General features: G+C 68.5%; 16 protein-coding genes. 10 read left to right on the top strand and 6 right to left on the bottom strand.

Translation table 11 applies throughout. The features are described from left to right. Positions 1-74: 74 nt before the first annotated feature. The 4 genes from edd to zwf form a co-directional block, all read right to left on the bottom strand. Positions 75-1,991, bottom strand: coding sequence for a phosphogluconate dehydratase (edd, locus tag E4A48_RS09685; protein WP_003471745.1), 1,917 nt, complete (start codon positions 1,989-1,991; stop codon positions 75-77). Positions 1,992-2,119: 128 nt separating this feature from the next. Next, a complete protein-coding gene (locus E4A48_RS09680) occupies positions 2,120-2,839 on the bottom strand; it encodes a 6-phosphogluconolactonase (RefSeq protein ID WP_142742330.1) in 720 nt (239 codons plus the stop codon). Next, on the bottom strand, positions 2,836-3,843 hold the full coding sequence (glk, locus tag E4A48_RS09675; RefSeq protein WP_039006574.1) for a glucokinase: 1,008 nt from the start codon (positions 3,841-3,843) through the stop codon (positions 2,836-2,838). Before glk ends, E4A48_RS09680 begins: the two co-directional genes overlap by 4 nt. After that, on the bottom strand, positions 3,840-5,276 hold the full coding sequence (gene zwf / locus E4A48_RS09670) for a glucose-6-phosphate dehydrogenase (protein WP_039009121.1): 1,437 nt from the start codon (positions 5,274-5,276) through the stop codon (positions 3,840-3,842). The genes glk and zwf overlap by 4 nt, the downstream gene beginning before the upstream one ends. Before the next feature lie 439 nt (positions 5,277-5,715). Here zwf and E4A48_RS09665 point away from each other — a divergent pair, with 439 nt between their 5' ends. After that, entirely contained in the window at positions 5,716-6,840 is a 1,125-nt protein-coding gene (locus tag E4A48_RS09665; protein WP_039009119.1) for an ABC transporter ATP-binding protein, read from the top strand. 29 nt (positions 6,841-6,869) lie between these two features. On the opposite strand, the gene ygfZ is transcribed toward E4A48_RS09665, so the two are convergent. Then, positions 6,870-7,742: a CAF17-like 4Fe-4S cluster assembly/insertion protein YgfZ gene (gene ygfZ, locus E4A48_RS09660; protein ID WP_058196541.1), complete on the bottom strand. Its 873-nt coding sequence runs from the start codon at positions 7,740-7,742 to the stop codon at positions 6,870-6,872. A 38-nt stretch (positions 7,743-7,780) separates the two neighbouring features. Between ygfZ and E4A48_RS09655 the strand changes: the two genes are divergently transcribed. The 9 genes from E4A48_RS09655 (at position 7,781) to lolD (ending at position 14,304) form a co-directional block, all read left to right on the top strand. Next, positions 7,781-7,951 carry a DUF1674 domain-containing protein gene (locus tag E4A48_RS09655; protein ID WP_003471722.1) on the top strand — a complete coding sequence of 57 codons (171 nt, stop codon included), beginning with the start codon at positions 7,781-7,783 and terminating at the stop codon, positions 7,949-7,951. 60 nt (positions 7,952-8,011) lie between these two features. Beyond that, positions 8,012-8,404: a succinate dehydrogenase, cytochrome b556 subunit gene (sdhC, locus tag E4A48_RS09650; protein WP_039006572.1), complete on the top strand. Its 393-nt coding sequence runs from the start codon at positions 8,012-8,014 to the stop codon at positions 8,402-8,404. Then, complete coding sequence (gene sdhD, locus E4A48_RS09645) at positions 8,401-8,787, top strand: succinate dehydrogenase, hydrophobic membrane anchor protein (protein ID WP_039006570.1); 387 nt, start codon at positions 8,401-8,403, stop codon at positions 8,785-8,787. Before sdhC ends, sdhD begins: the two co-directional genes overlap by 4 nt. A 29-nt stretch (positions 8,788-8,816) precedes the next feature. Further along, complete coding sequence (sdhA, locus tag E4A48_RS09640) at positions 8,817-10,607, top strand: succinate dehydrogenase flavoprotein subunit (RefSeq protein WP_039006567.1); 1,791 nt, start codon at positions 8,817-8,819, stop codon at positions 10,605-10,607. A gap of 111 nt (positions 10,608-10,718) precedes the next feature. Then, entirely contained in the window at positions 10,719-11,501 is a 783-nt protein-coding gene (locus E4A48_RS09635) for a succinate dehydrogenase iron-sulfur subunit (RefSeq protein ID WP_039006564.1), read from the top strand. A gap of 132 nt (positions 11,502-11,633) precedes the next feature. Beyond that, the gene (locus E4A48_RS09630; RefSeq protein WP_039006563.1) at positions 11,634-11,882 is read left to right on the top strand and encodes an FAD assembly factor SdhE; all 249 of its coding nucleotides are present in this window, start codon (positions 11,634-11,636) and stop codon (positions 11,880-11,882) included. After that, positions 11,833-12,288, top strand: coding sequence for a hypothetical protein (locus tag E4A48_RS09625; RefSeq protein ID WP_039006562.1), 456 nt, complete (start codon positions 11,833-11,835; stop codon positions 12,286-12,288). The genes E4A48_RS09630 and E4A48_RS09625 overlap by 50 nt, the downstream gene beginning before the upstream one ends. A gap of 23 nt (positions 12,289-12,311) precedes the next feature. Beyond that, the gene (locus E4A48_RS09620) at positions 12,312-13,556 is read left to right on the top strand and encodes a lipoprotein-releasing ABC transporter permease subunit (RefSeq protein WP_039006561.1); all 1,245 of its coding nucleotides are present in this window, start codon (positions 12,312-12,314) and stop codon (positions 13,554-13,556) included. Then, the gene (gene lolD / locus E4A48_RS09615) at positions 13,549-14,304 is read left to right on the top strand and encodes a lipoprotein-releasing ABC transporter ATP-binding protein LolD (RefSeq protein ID WP_039006560.1); all 756 of its coding nucleotides are present in this window, start codon (positions 13,549-13,551) and stop codon (positions 14,302-14,304) included. Before E4A48_RS09620 ends, lolD begins: the two co-directional genes overlap by 8 nt. 447 nt (positions 14,305-14,751) lie before the next feature. Here lolD and E4A48_RS09610 read toward each other — a convergent pair whose 3' ends face one another. After that, complete coding sequence (locus tag E4A48_RS09610; RefSeq protein WP_142742329.1) at positions 14,752-15,816, bottom strand: SDR family oxidoreductase; 1,065 nt, start codon at positions 15,814-15,816, stop codon at positions 14,752-14,754. Positions 15,817-16,126: the final 310 nt, after the last annotated feature.

Below are 16,126 nucleotides of genomic sequence, written 5' to 3'. Positions count from 1 at the left end.
TCAGGAGTGTGGCGGCCGCAGGCGGCCACCGTGGGGGCAGCACGGCGCGCGCGGCGCCGCTTCGGGTTGCAGGGTTAGGCGTCCTTCGACTCGTGCGGTGCCGCGGCCGCCTCGGCGTTGCGGCCCAGGTCGTACTCGGCGTCGTAGTCCCAGACGTCGCCATCGGCCGCGGGCGGGCCGCAGGAGATCGACATCGCGCCCTGGTCGGCGGGGCCGACCACGCGGCGGTTGAGCGCGAACAGGTTGCGGCCGATGTCGTGCGCGGCCGGCGCGGTGTTCGGCGCCAGCGCACGCGTCGCCCATTCGGCGGCATCCACCAGCACTTCCAGGGTGCCGGCCTCGCCGTCCAGGCGCACGATGTCGCCTTCGCGCACGCGCGCGATCGGGCCGCCGCGGGCCGCTTCCGGGGTCATGTGGATCGCCGCCGGGAACTTGCCCGAGGCGCCGGACAGGCGCCCGTCGGTGACCAGCGCCACGCGCCGGCCCTGGTTCTGCAGCAGGCCCAGCAGCGGCGCCAGCGAATGCAGTTCCGGCATGCCGTTGGCGCGCGGGCCCTGGTAGCGCAGCACCACCACGAAATCATGCGGCAGTACGCCGGCGGCGTGCAGCTTGTTCAAGGCCTGCGGCGCGTCGATGACCACCGCCGGCGCCTCGATGGTGCGGAATTCCGGCTTCACCGCCGACAGCTTGATCAGCGAACGGCCGAGATTGCCGCGCAGCAGGCGCAGCCCGCCCTGCGCTTCGAACGGGTTGGAGGCCGGGCGTACCACGGCTTCGTCGGCGCTCTTGGCCGGGCTCGGCACGTAGGCCAGCGCGCCGTTCTGCACACACGCCTCGTCGCCGTAGGCGCGCATGCCGCCGGGCACGATGGTCGCCAGGTCGTCGTGCATCAGCCCCGCGTCCATCAGCTCGCGGAACACGAACCCCACCCCGCCGGCCGCGGCGAAGTGGTTCACGTCGGCCTCGCCATTGGGATACACGCGGGTCAGCAGCGGTACGATCTGCGACAGTTCGTCCAGGTCGTCCCAGGTCAGCACGATGCCGGCTGCGCGCGCCACCGCCAGCCAGTGGATGGTGTGGTTGGTGGAGCCGCCGGTGGACATCAGCGCGACCGCGGCGTTGACGATCGCGCGTTCGTCGATCAGCCGGCCGAGCGGGCGGAAATCGCTGCCCAGCGCGGTGATGCGCAGCGCGCGTTCGGTGGCCTGCTGGGTCAGCGCATCGCGCAGCGGCGTACCCGGATTGACGAACGAGGCGCCGGGCAACTGCACGCCCATCGCCTCCAGCAACACCTGGTTGGAATTGGCGGTGCCGTAGAAGGTGCAGGTGCCTGGCGCATGGTAGGACGCCGATTCGGCGGCCAGCAGTTCCTCGCGGGTGGCCTGGCCGGCGGCATAGCGCTCGCGCACCTCGGCCTTCTGCTTGTTGGGGATGCCCGGGGTCATCGGCCCGGCCGGCACGAACACCGCCGGCAGGTGGCCGAACGCCAGCGCGCCGATCAGCAGGCCGGGCACGATCTTGTCGCACACGCCCAGGTAGATGGTGGTGTCGAACATGTCGTGGCTGAGGCCGATCGCGGTGGCCTGGGCGATCACGTCGCGCGAGAACAGCGACAGCTCCATGCCCGGGCGGCCCTGGGTCACGCCGTCGCACATCGCCGGCACGCCGCCGGCGACCTGCGCGGTGGCGCCGAGCGCGCGCGCGGTGCTGCGGATGATCTCGGGGTAGTGCTCGAACGGCTGGTGCGCCGACAGCATGTCGTTGTAGGCGGTGACGATGCCCAGATTCGGGGTGATCCCGCCTTCCAGCCGGCTCTTGTCGGTCGGGCCGCAGGCGGCGAAGCCGTGCGCCAGGTTGCCGCAACTCAGGCGGCTGCGGAACGGGCCGTCGCGCAACGCGGCGTCGATGCCGGCCAGATAGGCACGCCGCGACGGCGCACTGCGCGCGCGGATGCGTTCGGTGATCGCGTGGATTTTAGGGTGCAGGGTCATTGGCAGAAGTGGCTATGAAGTGTGGGGTGTAGTCGGGACTGGGGACTGGGGACTGGGGACTGGGGAAAGCGGGAATGCGCAGCGCTGGGCTGTTCCGGGTTCCGGGTCCCGGGTCCCGAGTCCCGGCCTCACTCGCACCAGTGCACGCGCAAGCGCGCACCGGGCGTGTCGAAGGCGACGCGGATCGGGAATTCGTGCGGATCGTTGCCGGACAGCGTGCGTTCGAGCACCTCAAGTTTCTGCTTGCCGCGCAGCAGCAGCATGCGCTGGCCGATCGGCGCCAGGCCGACCGGTGTCAGGGTGATGCGAAGCGGCCAGGTGTTGGCGCCGGGGCAGCCGGTGGCATCGAGCGCGGCGTAGGGCAGCGGATTGGCCAGCGCCTTGTTCAGGTCGGTGGCGCCGGGGAACAGCGACGCGGTGTGGCCGTCGCCGCCCATGCCCAGCACCGCCATGCATGCGGCCGGCGCGTGTTGCGCGTGCAGGTTGGCGGCGTGCACGCAATCCTGCAGCGGCTGGCCGACCCGCACCAGCGGTTCGAAACGCGCGCCTTCGGCACGCTCCAGGAAGCTCTGCCGGACCAGGTAGGCGTTGCTGTCGCTGTCCTGCGGCGACAGCCAGCGCTCGTCGACCAGGCCCACTTCCAGTTTGGTCCAGTCCAGCGGCAGCTCGGCCAGCGCCTGGTACACCGGCGCCGGGGTGGTGCCGCCGGACAGCAGCAGGCGCGCGCCGCCGCGCTGGTCTATGTCAGCGCGCAGCGCGTCGCCGATCTCGGCCGCCGCCGCGTCGATCCATTCGTCGGGATCGTGGTAACGGATCAGGGTGATGCGATCGGACAACGTGGGGCTCATGCAACGACTCCTGGGGATTCGCGTTCGGCATCGACTGCGTAGGCGGCGGCGCCGAGCAGACCGGCACGGGGGTGGGTCACCGCCAGCGACGGCACCCGCGCCATGATCGACGAAAAGCGGCCTTTATGCTCGAAGCGCTGGCGGAAGCCGGAGTGCTGCAATGCGTCCAGCATCTTCGGCACCAGCCCGCCGGTCAGGAACACGCCGTCCCAGGCGCCGTGCATCAGCACCAGGTCGCCGGCGATGGCACCGAACACCGCGCAGAACACGTCGATGGTGCGCATCGCGCGGTAGTCGCCCTGCGCCGCGCGCGCGGTGATGTCCGCTGGCTGCAGAGGGCCGGGGTTGTCGCCGGCGATCTCGCTCAGTGCGCGATGGATGTTGACCAGGCCTGGACCGCAGATCAGGCGTTCGTTGGACACGCGCCCGAACTGCTGCGACAGCAGCTCGAGAATGCGGATTTCCTCCGGCGTGCCCGGCGGGAAGCTGACGTGGCCGCCCTCGGTCTCCAGCGGATAGCAGCGGCCGCCGCGGATCAGCAGGCCGCCCACGCCCAGGCCGGTGCCAGGGCCGATCACCGCATAGTTGCGTGGCTGCGCGATCGGTGCCGGCTGCCACGCTGCGCCGCCTACCTGGACCACGTCCTGCGGCTGCAGCAGGCTGATCGCCATCGCCTGCGCGGCGAAGTCGTTGATCAAGTGCAGTGCGTCGAAGCCGAGCATGGCGCGAGTGCGCGAACGCGAAATCACCCAAGGATGGTTGGTGATACGCGCCTCGTCGCCATCCACCCGCCCGGCCACGGCGAACACGCCGCTGCGTGCGTCCACCCCGGTCTGTTGCAGGTAGTGGCGCGCCGCGTCGCCCAGCGACGGGAACTCCACCACCGCATAGGTCTGGGTGCTGTCGTCGAGCAACGGTGTGGACGCGTCGAGATCGGCGAGCGCGAAGCGTGCGTTGGTGCCGCCGATGTCGGCGACCAGCACCGGCCGCAGTGGCGCGCTCATGGCGCGTCCCGCTGCACGGCGCTGGCGTCGTCGGCGCAGACATAGCGCTCGGCTTCCTGCGGTCCCCAACTGCCGGCCGGGTAGGGCAGCAGCGGCAGTTGCGCCTGCGCCCATGCGTCGCTGACGCTGTCGATCCAGGCCCAGGCCGCGCGTACTTCGTCGTCGCGCACGAACAGCGCATGGTTGCCGTTGAGCGCGTCGAGCATCAACCGCTCGTAGGCGATGCGGCGATGCAGGCCGGTCGGCATCGACAGTTCCAGTTCCAGCGGCTGCAGTTCCAGCGCGCCCCATTCCGGGCCGGCCAGGCTGCTCATCAGGCCCAGTTCGATGTTCTCTTGCGGTTGCAACTGGAAGGTCAGCCGGTTCGGCGCCACGTGCTGCGCGTCGGGGCGCTCGAACAGCCAGTGGGTGACCGGTTTGAGCGTGACCACGATGCGCGTTGTGCGCTCGGCCAGGCGCTTGCCGGTGCACAGCCGGAACGGCACGCCGGCCCAGCGCCAGTTGTCGATGTGGGCGGTGACGCCGACGAAGGTCTCCACGTCGCTGCCCTCCGGCGGCTGATAGGCCTGCGCCTGCTGGCCGTTGATGGTGCCGGCGGTGTAGCGCCCGCGCACGCTGTCGCGCGCGGCATGCGCGGCCTGCAGCGGGCGCAGCGCGCGCAGCACCTTGACCTTCTCGTCGCGGATGCGGTCCGCTTCCAACGAGGCCGGCGGCTCCATCGCCACCAGGCACAGCAGCTGCAGGATGTGGCTCTGGACCATGTCGCGCAGCGCGCCGGAACGCGCGTAGTAGGCATCGCGGCCGTCCACGCCCTCGCTCTCGGCGACCAGGATCTCCACCGATTCGATGTAGTTGCGGTTCCACACCGCTTCCAGCAGGGTGTTGCCGAAACGCAGCGCGATCAGGTTCTGCACCGCCGCCTTGCCGAGGTAGTGGTCCAGGCGGAACACGCGGTCCTCGTCGATCAGCGCGCCGATCGCCTGCAGGATCTCGCGCGCGCTGGCCGAGTCGTGGCCGATCGGCTTCTCCAGCATCAGCCGGTTCGGCGCGGCCAGCGCGCCGCCCAGCGCCAGGCCCTGGCAGGTGCTGATGTACAGCCCCGGCGGGATCGCCAGGTAGCTGACGCACTTGCGCGAGGCCAGCTCGCGCACCGCGTCGGCCACCGACTCGGCGTTACGCAGGTCCACCGAGCGGTAGTCGGTGCGATCCAGCAGCGACTGGATCACCGCCGCGCTGACCTGCGGCACCGCCGCCTGCAGCCGCGGCTTGAGGATCTCGTGGAACTTGGCAGTGTCGTGCGGCGATAGCGCCAGCGCGCGGATGCGGAAGTCGTCCGGCAGGAAGCCGTCGTCCAGCATGCGCAGCAGCGACGGGAACAGGTAGCGCTGGGCCAGGTCGCCGGTAGCGCCAAACAGCAGGAAGGTATCGTGCATCGACCGGTTTTCGGTTTCGGGTGACATTTCGTCGATCACCTGGGGGCTAGTAGTGATGTGGCGTTGGTAAGCAAGCGGCGGAAGCGGCCTGTATCCGTCCTGTAGCTCGCGCGGGGGCATAGCGATGACGACCGCTAAGCGGGAGCGCACGATCCGGGAGATGAATACGACGGCCAGACCTCCCAGCATACCTGTCTAATGCCGCAAGCATCAGATCCGGCGCTCGGCGCACGCCCGGACGGCGGCGGCTGGCGGTTCGCATCGCGGGCCCTCCCAGGCGTCGATGTCGCCCCGTGAAAACGGTTACATGGCAGAATACCGCATTGCGCTCTCGTTGTTGCCTGTGCCGCTGGCACGATGCGAACCGCATGCGTATGCACTGCCTTCGGGAGGGACCGGCGGCAGCCCGTTCCTCCTGCCGGAAACCGGATACCGCACCATGGCGAACGTACAACTGGACAACATCCGCAAGGTCTACGACAACGGCCAGGTCGCCGTGCACGGGGCCAGCTTCGAAGTGGCCGACGGCGAACTGATGGTGCTGGTCGGGCCCTCGGGCTGCGGCAAATCCACCCTGCTGCGGATGATCGCGGGGCTGGAAGAGATCAGCGGCGGTGAGCTGCGCATCGGCGAGCGCTTGGTCAACGACGTGGCGCCGAAGGACCGCGACATCGCGATGGTGTTCCAGAGCTACGCGCTGTATCCGCACATGACCGTGGCCGAGAACCTGGCGTTCGGGCTGAAGCTGCGCGGCGAGAGCAAGGAGGTCATCGCGCGCCGCGTCGCCGCTGCCGCCGAGACCCTGGGCCTGACCCCGATGTTGGACAAGCTGCCGCGGGCGATGTCCGGCGGCCAGCGCCAGCGCGTGGCGCTGGGCCGTGCGCTGGTGCGCGAGCCGGCGGTGTTCCTGCTGGATGAGCCGCTGTCGAACCTGGATGCCAAGCTGCGCCATTCGGTGCGCACCGAGATCGCGCAGCTGCATCGCAAGCTCGGCACCACGATGATCTACGTGACCCACGATCAGGTCGAGGCGATGACCCTGGGCCAGCGCATCGTGGTGCTCAAGGACGGGCTGATCCAGCAGATCGATACGCCGATGGCGCTGTATGGCCGCCCGGCCAACCTGTTCGTGGCCGGCTTCCTCGGCAGCCCGGCGATGAACGTGCTGCAGGGCCAGTTGGTCGAGGACGACGGCCTGCAGCTGCAGCTGGCCGACGGCGGCCGCGTGCCGTTGCACGGCGCCCAGGTCGCGCCGCAATGGCTGCGCCGGCCGATCGCGATCGGCGTGCGCCCCGAGCACCTGCAGCCCAGCGCGGACGGGCAGGGCGTGTTCGAGGCCACGATCGAGGTGATCGAGCCGGTCGGCAACGAGATCTTCGTCAATCTCAGCTACGGCAGCCAGCCGCTGGTGATGCGGGTGGCGCCGCGCACGCTGCCCGGCCTGGGCGAGCGCCTGCGCGTTGCGGTGCGCGGCGAGGCGCTGCATTTCTTCGATGCGGAGAGCGGAGAGCGTCTGGAGGCGCGGGACTCGGGACTCGGGACCCGGGACTCGGAGCCGCAATAAGCCAAGGCGGGCGCCGCGGGCAGCTGAGTTCAGCGCGCGAGGCCGTCGCGCAGCGGCTGCCAATGCGCAGGATGCGTGCCGATGGACAAGCCGGTCGGCGGCACTTCTTCCAGCGGCAGCACCGCCAGCGCCAACGCGCCGGCGACGCTGACCACGCTGCCCAGCGGCTGTCCGTCGCGCAACACCTGCGCGCCGACCTCGGCCACGCCGTCCACCTCCAGCAATTGCAGGGCGCGCTTGGCCTTGCCCAGGAAATGGGTGCGGGCGACGATCTCCTGGCCCGGATAGCAGCCCTTCTTCACGCTGAACGCGTGCAGCCGGTCCAGCGCCAGTTGCTGCGGGGTCCATTGCTCGCGCTGGCTGGGATCGAGCCGGGCCAGGCCCAGGCGCAGGTCGGCCTGGCGCCAGGCGGCGACGAAAGCCGGGTCGGTCGGATCCTGCGTGGCCTGCTCAGCCGGCACCAGCAACAGCGTGCGCGGCAGGCCGTCGCCGCCCATGTCCAGTTCGATCGCGGCGTCGCCACGTTGCGCCAGCGCCGCGCCCTGCGCCTGCGCGGGCGCAGCCAGGCACGCGTAGGCATGCAGGTCGCCGTGCGCGGCGATACGCAGCTTGCGCCGGAACACGAAGCGGTTCAGCGCGATTGTCAACTCCGCGGCACCGCCGTCCGGCAGCAGCACCAGCAAGGCGTCGTCGGCGCGGCGCAGCAGTGCGAACAGCGCGATCACCCGGCCCTTGGCGCTCAGCCAGGCGTTCCATTGCCAGTGGCCGTTGCGCAGCGCCTGTATATCGTTGGCGAACTGCGCCTGGGCGAAAGCCACTGCATCCGTGCCGCTCAACGCCACGTATTGCAGGTCTGGAAGCGCGGAAAAACCGGCGGAAGTGAGATTCAGGTTGTCAGGCACGAGGGGGAGGACTAAAATTACACTGTTGTGAGACCCGCATGATAAGCCAAGCAACCCCCACACCCGAGCCCGAGCCCGAAACGCAGCGACCCGCCGAGGAGAACACTCCGCAAGCGACGCCTGCGCCGCGGGAAATCGGCGGTCGCGGCGGCCTCGAGCCAACGCGCTACGGCGACTGGGAAAAAAACGGACGCTGCATCGATTTTTGAGCAGCTTTGAGCCAACGCGGCCTTAAGCACGCCGCCCAGCCGAGACAACGAGCCCAGCGAATGGCTACGCGCGAACGTCCCCTGTCCCCCCACCTGCAGGTCTATCGCTGGCAGATCCAGATGGTCACCTCGATCCTGCATCGAGCCACTGGCATCATCCTGTCGGTCGGTGCCTTGATCCTTGCGGCCGCGCTGTTGGTGCTGATGCTCGGCCCGGCGTCCTGGAACTGCTTCCGCGGCATGGCCGGCGCCTGGTACGGCCAGCTGTTCCTGTTCGCCTGGAGCTGGGCCTTCGCCTACCACCTGTGCAACGGCCTGCGCCACATCGTGCAGGACTTCGGCCACGGCTTCAGCATCCCCGCCTTCGTGCGCAACAGCTGGCTGTCGGTGATCGGCAGCCTGGTGATCGTCGCGCTGATCTGGGCCTACGTGCTGACCGGAGCCGGCGCATGAGCCGCTATCGCACCCCGTTGAAGAACGTGCGCGGCCTGGGCGCGGCCAAGTCCGGCACCGAGCACTTCGTGCTGCAGCGGCTCACCGCCACCGCGCTGGTCGGCCTGAGCCTGTGGTTCCTGGTGTTCGTGCTGAGTCTGCTCGGCGCCGACTACGTAACCGCCACCGCGGCGGTGGCCAAGCCGTGGAACGCGGTGCTGCTGGTCGGCTTCCTGATCGCGATGTTCTGGCATGCGCAGATCGGCCTGCAGGTGATCCTCGAAGACTATGTGCACAACTCGCTGCTGGCCCTGGCGCTGCAGACCACGGTGAAGTTCGTCGCCGTGCTCGGTGCGCTCGTCGGTGTATTCGCGGTCGCCCGCATCGCGCTGGGCAGCGCCTGATCGGCGCCTGGAACAGGAATTCAAATTAGATGTCCGCTTACAAGATCACCGAACACAAGTACGACATGGTCGTGGTCGGCGCCGGCGGCGCCGGCCTGCGCGCCACCTTCGGCCTGGCCGCCAAGGGCCTGCAGACGGTCTGCCTGACCAAGGTCTTCCCGACCCGTTCGCACACCGTGGCCGCGCAGGGCGGCATCTCCGCCGCGCTCGGCAACATGGGCGAGGACGACTGGCGCTACCACTTCTACGACACCATCAAGGGCTCGGACTGGCTGGGCGACCAGGACGCGATCGAGTACATGTGCCGCGAGGCGATTCCGGCGATCATCGAGCTGGAGCATTACGGCGTGCCGTTCTCGCGCACCGAGGACGGCAAGATCTACCAGCGTCCGTTCGGCGGCATGACCACCAAGTACGGCGAAGGCCCGTCCGCGCAGCGCACCTGCGCCGCCGCCGACCGTACCGGCCACGCCATGCTGCACACGCTGTACCAGCAGTCGCTGGCGCACGATGCGCGCTTCATGATCGAGTACTTCGCGCTCGATCTGATCTTCGACGAAGAAGGCGTGTGTCGCGGCGTGCTCGCGCTGGACATGGCCGAGGGCTCGCTGCACCTGTTCCGCGCCCACGGCGTGGTGCTGGCCACCGGCGGCTACGGCCGCGCCTACTTCAGCGCCACCTCCGCGCATACCTGCACTGGCGACGGCGGCGGCCTGGTGATGCGCGCCGGCCTGCCGATGCAGGACATGGAGTTCGTGCAGTTCCATCCCACCGGCATCTACGGCGCCGGCTGCCTGATCACCGAGGGCGTGCGCGGCGAAGGCGGCATCCTGCGCAACAGCAACGGCGAACGCTTCATGGAGCGCTACGCGCCGCACTACAAGGATCTGGCCTCGCGCGACGTGGTGTCGCGCTCGATGACCATCGAGATTCGCGAAGGCCGCGGCGTCGGCGAGCACAAGGACCACATCCTGCTCGACCTGACCCACCTCGGCCCGGAAGTGATCAACGAGAAGCTGCCCGGCATCGCCGAGAGCGCGCACATCTTCGCCGGCGTCGATGTGGCCAAGCAGCCGATCCCGGTGCTCCCGACCGTTCACTACAACATGGGCGGCATCCCCACCAACTACCACGGCGAAGTGGTGCGCAAGGACGGCGACAACCCAGATGCGGTGGTGCCCGGCCTGTACGCGATCGGCGAAGCGGCCTGCGTGTCGGTGCACGGCGCCAACCGCCTGGGTTCCAACTCGCTGCTGGATCTGGTGGTGTTCGGCCGCGCGGTGGCGATCCGTTGCGCCGAGACGATCAAGACCGGCGCGCCGCACAAGACCCTGCCCGGCGATGCCTGCGACAAGGCGCTGGGCCTGCTCGACAAGTTGCGCAATTCCAACGGCGGCACCCCGACCTCGGTGATCCGCGACAAGATGCAGCGCACCATGCAGTCCGATGCGGCGGTATTCCGCACCAGCAAGACGCTGCAGGAAGGCGTGGACAAGATGGCCGAGATCTACGCCACCTTCGAGGACGTGAAGGTCTCCGACCGCTCGCTGGTGTGGAATTCGGACCTGATCGAGACCTACGAGCTGAACAACCTGCTGCTCAACGCGGTGGCGACGATCAACTCGGCCGAGCAACGCAAGGAAAGCCGCGGTGCGCATGCGCACGAGGATTTCCCGGACCGCGACGACGTCAACTGGCAGAAGCACACCCTGGTGACCGTCGACGCCAAGGGCCAGTGCAGCTTCGACTACCGCCCGGTGCACATGTACACGCTCAGCAAGGATGTTGACGTGGTGCCGCCGAAACCGCGCGTGTACTGACCAAAGCCGGGAAACGGGAATTGGGAATGGGGAATCGAGAACAGCGTTAGCGCTCTTCGCCCCAGCTTCCCATTCCCCATTCCCCAATCCCCATTCCCGGATTTTAAAGCCATGGCAGAGTTCACCCTCCCCAAGAATTCCAAGATCGGCAAGGGCAAGCACTTTGCCGCCACCGGCGCGAAGAATGCACGCACCTTCAAGGTCTACCGGTGGAATCCGGACGACGACAGCAATCCACGCACCGACACCTACGAGGTGGATCTGGACGCCTGCGGCCCGATGGTCCTGGACGCGCTGATCAAGATCAAGAACGAGATCGATCCGACCCTGACCTTCCGCCGTTCCTGCCGCGAAGGCATCTGCGGTTCGTGCGCGATGAACATCGACGGCACCAACACGCTGGCCTGCACCAAGGCGATCGCCGACTGCGGCAAGGCCGAAGTGCCGATCTATCCGCTGCCGCACATGGACGTGATCAAGGATCTGGTGCCGGACCTGACCCACTTCTACGCGCAGTACGCATCGATCAAGCCGTGGATCCGCACCCAGACCCCGCCGCCGCCGGACCGCGAGCGGCTGCAGTCGCCGGAAGACCGCAAGAAGCTCGACGGTCTGTACGAGTGCATCCTGTGCGCGTGCTGCTCGACCAGCTGCCCGAGCTACTGGTGGAACGGCGAGCGCTACCTGGGCCCGGCGATCCTGTTGCAGGCCTACCGCTGGATCATCGACTCGCGCGACGAGGACACCGGTGCGCGCCTGGACGACCTGGAAGACCCGTTCAAGTTGTACCGCTGCCACACCATCATGAACTGCGCGCGGACCTGCCCGAAGGGTCTGAACCCTGCGCTGGCGATCGCCGAGATCAAGAAGCTGATGATGGCGCGCCGCGCCTGATCGGCTAGCGTTGCAACCACGGACGGCAGGCCCGTTCGACTGCGCGGCACCGGCTCTCGGGTTCGGTGCCGCGCGTGTTTTCGACGGTCGCCGACCCAGGCGTCCGTCCACCAAGACTTGGGGTGCGATGCGATGGACGAAGCCACCGAACTGAAAAAGCTGCGCTGGCGCTGCCGGCGCGGCATGCGTGAGCTGGATCAGCTGTTCGGGCGCTACCTGGACCGGCGCTGGGCGCAGGCCTCCGAGGCCGAGCGCGGAGTTTTCCTATACCTGCTCGAATGCGAGGACGATAAGTTGTGGCGCTGGTTCATGGGCTACGAGGCTTGTCCCGATGCACGCGCCGCCGATCTCATCGCCACCATCCGCGCCATGCCGGCTTGAGTGGCGTCCCTCGCGGTGGTTGCTGGCGGCGCTGGCGTTGCTGAGCGTGCTGGCGCCGCTGTCGATCCTGGGTTCGGACATGCCGCGCGCCTGCGCCTGGCCGGCGGCGGCGCTGGCCGCGCTGTACGCGGCGTGGCTGCTGTGGCGTGAGGCGCGGCGGGCGCCGCGTGCACTGCTGCTCCCGGCGCAGGGCAGCGTGGCGGCAAGCGTCGATGGCCAGCCGGTCGCGGCGCTGCAGGTGGACTGGCGTGGGCCGCTGGCGTTCGTACGCTGGCGCGATGCGGATGGCCGGGTGTGGCGCCTGGCCTGGTGGCCGGACACGCTGTCGCCGCGGGCACGACGTGAACTGCGTCTGGCCGCTCAGGCCCGTGCCGCTTCGTCTGCGCCGCCGCAGATGGCACCATAGCGCTCCCTGGATGGTGGCTGCGCATGTTCAAACCCTTACCCGTGGCCATCGGCCTGCGCTACCTGCGCGCCAAGCGCCGCAACAACTTCATCTCCTTCATCTCGATGGCCTCGATCCTCGGCATCGCCCTGGGCGTGACCGTGCTGATCACCACGCTGGCGGTGATGAGCGGCTTCCAGAAGGAGATCCGCGACCGCCTGCTGCAGATGGCGGCCCATGCCACGGTCAGCGCGCAGGGCGCGCCGATGGAGAACTGGCAGCACGCGGTTGACGTGGCGACCCGCGATCCGCGCGTGGCCGGCGCTGCGCCGTATGTCGAGGAAGAGGCGCTGCTCACCGGGCAGCGCAACCAGCCGGCGATCGTGCGCGGCATCCTGCCCCGCGAGGAGGCCAAGGTTTCGGTGCTGGCGCAAAAGATGAAGCAGGGCTCGATCGACAGCCTCACCCCCGGCTCCTACAACATCCTGCTCGGCCAGGAACTGGCGCTGTGGCTGGGCGTGGGCGTCGGCGACAAGGTGGTGGTGATGCTCGGCGAACCGCAGGCCAGCCCGATTGGCATGGTGCCGCGCTACAAGCGCTTCACCGTCAGCGGCATCTTCGAGGCCGGCTACAACGAGATCGACCGCGGCCTGGCGGTGACCAGCATGGCGGACATGCAGCGCGTGCTGCGCATCGGCGACGGCGTCACCGGCGTGCGCCTGAAGCTGCACAACATGGACCTGGCCTGGGACGTGGCGCGCGACCTGGCGCTGAACCTGCACGGCCCGTACATGGTCAGCGACTGGACCCGTGAGAACGCCAACCTGTACCAGTCGCTGAAGATGGAAAAAACGGTGATGGGCATCCTGCTGTCGTTGATCATCGCGATGGGCGCGTTCAACCTGGTGTCCTCGCAGGTGATGCTGGTCACCGACAAGCAGGCCGACATCGCCATCCTGCGCACGCTGGGGCTGAGTCCGGGCGGGGTGATGCAGGTGTTCATGGTGCAGGGCACGCTGATCGGCGTGTTCGGCACCATCGCTGGGGTGGTCGGCGGCATCCTGCTGACCTTGAACCTGGAGCGGATCCTGGCCGGCATCGAGGCCGTATTCAACATCAAGCTGCTGCCGGAAGACGTGTACTACATCACCGGCCTGCCCACCGACATGCAGCCGCACGACGTGGTGGTGATCACCCTCGTCGCGCTGCTGATGAGCTTCCTGGCCACGCTGTATCCGGCCTGGCGCGCCGCGCGCACGCAACCGGCGGAGGCGCTGCGTTATGAATGACGGCCGCGGATCGGGAATCGGGAATCGGGAATCGGCAGTGCACAAGCCACAACATTCAGACGCGGCGATCCGCGCCGAGGGCCTGGGCAAGACCTATGCCGAGGGCAAGATGCGCACGCCGGTGTTCGACGGGCTGGACCTGGCCGTGGCGCCGGGCGAGACCGTGGCCATCGTCGGCGCGTCCGGCGCCGGCAAGAGCACGCTGCTGCACCTGCTCGGCGGCCTCGACGTGCCCACCGCCGGCGAGGTGTACGTGGCTGGGCAGCGCATGTCGGCGCTGTCGGACGCGGCGCGCGGGCAGCTGCGTAACCGCGCGCTGGGCTTCGTCTACCAGTTCCATCATCTGCTGCCGGAATTCACCGCGCTGGAGAACGTGATGATGCCGGTGCTGCTCGGCGGCGCCGCGGTCAAGGACGCCGAGGCGCGCGCGCGCGCCCTGCTGGAATCGGTGGGCCTGGGCCATCGCCTTGAGCACAAGCCAGGCGAACTCTCCGGCGGCGAGCGCCAGCGTGCGGCGGTGGCGCGCGCGCTGGTCAACCGTCCGGCCTGCGTGCTCGGCGACGAGCCGACCGGCAACCTCGACGACAAGACCGCAGCCAACGTGTTCGCGTTGATGCTCGATCTCAACCGCGCGCACGGCACCAGCCTGGCCCTGGTCACCCACGACCGCAGCCTGGCGCGCAAGCTCGACCGCGTGCTGGAACTGCACCAGGGCAAGCTGCGCGAACTGGCGCCTGCCGACGTGTAGCGGCGCGCATGCCTATGGCCGCGGCCTGTCGGCCGTGACGAATGCAGTCCGGAACCATGGCGGTTTCGGCAATCGGTCGCGGCTGAAGCCGCTCCTACAGTGCACCCGGCGAGTCGGCTGCCTGTTTCCTATAGGAGCGGCTTCAGCCGCGACGAACGAGGCCATCCGGCGATCCGGCTTCGGAAACAGTCGGGACTGAGGTCCCTCCCACAGTGCACCCAGCCGGCTGGCCGCAAGCCATTGTGGGAGCGACTTCAGTCGCGACGCGCGGAGCCGTCCAGTTGCCGGGCCTCAGAAGCGATCGCGACAGATGGGCCAGCAAAAGGCCGGGGGATCGCAGCGGCTTGGCCAATCGGATGAAAAAAACCGCTCGAACGCCTGCCTAGTCGACGATCCTGCACCGACCATCTCCCCGCGGCGGCAGCTCACCCACCGAGGCGACGCCCCTCAGGGAATCACCCGCTGCGCGCGCAGCCTGGCGAACAGTTCCAGGAACGAGGCGCGGCTGTCGTAGTAACCGAGAAAGCCCAGATCGCGGCTTTTGGTCATGTCGTTGACGCATTCGATCTCGCGGCCGAGGTCGGCGTCGGTGTGCCACCACGACGCAAGCTGGTTCACGTCCGCCTGCACCAGCCCATGGCGTTCGGCGATCTCGCGCCACAGGGCCGGTGCGGTGTCATGCAGACGCGGCTGCAGCGGCATCGGCGCATCCGGATAAGGAGCGGCTTCCAGGCCGAAGAATGCAGCGATCTCGCCCCACATCCAGCGCCAGCGGAACACGTCGCCGTTGACCGTGTTGAACGCCTGGTCGCGCGCGGCCGGGCTGGTCGCGGCCCAGGCCAGCTGGCGGCCGAGCAGGCCGGCGTCGGTGAGGTCGGTGAGGCTGTCCCACTGCGCGCGCGAGCCGGGGAAGACGAACGGTTGCCCGCTGTGCTTGCACAGCGTCGCGTACACCGCCAGGGTCACGCCCATGTTCATCGCATTGCTGCCGTTGGCCTGGCCGATCATGGTGTGCGAGCGGTGCACGCTCCAGCCGAAGCCATGGCGGGCGGCGGCATCGAACAGTAGGTCTTCCAGCGTGTAGTAGAAATTCTCGCCTGGCTGGCGCGGCTCGCTCTCGCGGAACGGCGTCTCTGCTCTGCCGCTACCGTAGTGCTCGAACGAACCCAGGTAGTGCTTGGTGCCGGTGACCAGCGCCATGTGCTGCAGCGCTGTGCTGTCCAGGCCTTCGCACAGGTGGCGCAGCATCGCGCTGTTGGCGGCGACGTTTTCCTTTTCGGTGTCGCGCCGCGTCCAGGTGCAGAAGAACACATGGGTGATCGGCAGTCCGCGCAGCGCGGCTGCGGTGGCGTCGCGGTCGAGCAGATCGGCCGCGATCGGAATCACGCCTTCCTGCGGGATCGGGCGCCGTGCCAGGCCATAGACGGTCCATCCTTCGGCAACGAGAACGTTCGCCAAGTTGTAGCCGGAGATGCCGGTGACCCCGACCACCAGTGCGGTGCCCTTGCGCATGCGTGGATTCCTTCGACGTAAACCGAACACGCTAGCCGCAGGCCGATGAATGTATGGCGAAAAGCGGCCATGCGCCGCGCGCGGCGCGTCGGCGTGCGTCTCCAGGCGAATTCCTACACCGCTTGCAGGGCTTGGCCGATGGCGGATATCACCGCGGCGGGCGAGGCTATCGACCTGCCTCGTCGCGGTTGTCGCCGCCTGTCGCGATCGCCGCTGTTACCTCTGCACCCTGTTCACGCCAAGGAGCGGCGATCGCATGCAGCTGTATCCTGAATCTGCGCCTGGTTTGGGGTTTGCCGCACCAGGACGT

The organism is Xanthomonas translucens pv. cerealis (assembly GCF_006838285.1).
GTDB lineage: Bacteria > Pseudomonadota > Gammaproteobacteria > Xanthomonadales > Xanthomonadaceae > Xanthomonas_A > Xanthomonas_A cerealis.
This window is presented reverse-complemented; position numbering and strand designations above follow the sequence as displayed.

Excerpts from the sequence above, each read along its gene's own strand:
- edd (WP_003471745.1), bottom strand. The coding sequence starts at position 1,991 with ATGACCCTGCACCCTAAAATCCACGCGATCACCGAACGCATCCGCGCG.
- E4A48_RS09680 (WP_142742330.1), bottom strand. The coding sequence starts at position 2,839 with ATGAGCCCCACGTTGTCCGATCGCATCACCCTGATCCGTTACCACGAT.
- glk (WP_039006574.1), bottom strand. The coding sequence starts at position 3,843 with ATGAGCGCGCCACTGCGGCCGGTGCTGGTCGCCGACATCGGCGGCACC.
- zwf (WP_039009121.1), bottom strand. The coding sequence starts at position 5,276 with ATGCACGATACCTTCCTGCTGTTTGGCGCTACCGGCGACCTGGCCCAG.
- E4A48_RS09665 (WP_039009119.1), top strand. The coding sequence starts at position 5,716 with ATGGCGAACGTACAACTGGACAACATCCGCAAGGTCTACGACAACGGC.
- E4A48_RS09655 (WP_003471722.1), top strand. The coding sequence starts at position 7,781 with ATGATAAGCCAAGCAACCCCCACACCCGAGCCCGAGCCCGAAACGCAG.
- sdhC (WP_039006572.1), top strand. The coding sequence starts at position 8,012 with ATGGCTACGCGCGAACGTCCCCTGTCCCCCCACCTGCAGGTCTATCGC.
- sdhD (WP_039006570.1), top strand. The coding sequence starts at position 8,401 with ATGAGCCGCTATCGCACCCCGTTGAAGAACGTGCGCGGCCTGGGCGCG.
- sdhA (WP_039006567.1), top strand. The coding sequence starts at position 8,817 with ATGTCCGCTTACAAGATCACCGAACACAAGTACGACATGGTCGTGGTC.
- E4A48_RS09635 (WP_039006564.1), top strand. The coding sequence starts at position 10,719 with ATGGCAGAGTTCACCCTCCCCAAGAATTCCAAGATCGGCAAGGGCAAG.
- E4A48_RS09630 (WP_039006563.1), top strand. The coding sequence starts at position 11,634 with ATGGACGAAGCCACCGAACTGAAAAAGCTGCGCTGGCGCTGCCGGCGC.
- E4A48_RS09625 (WP_039006562.1), top strand. The coding sequence starts at position 11,833 with ATGCACGCGCCGCCGATCTCATCGCCACCATCCGCGCCATGCCGGCTT.
- E4A48_RS09620 (WP_039006561.1), top strand. The coding sequence starts at position 12,312 with ATGTTCAAACCCTTACCCGTGGCCATCGGCCTGCGCTACCTGCGCGCC.
- lolD (WP_039006560.1), top strand. The coding sequence starts at position 13,549 with ATGAATGACGGCCGCGGATCGGGAATCGGGAATCGGGAATCGGCAGTG.
- E4A48_RS09610 (WP_142742329.1), bottom strand. The coding sequence starts at position 15,816 with ATGCGCAAGGGCACCGCACTGGTGGTCGGGGTCACCGGCATCTCCGGC.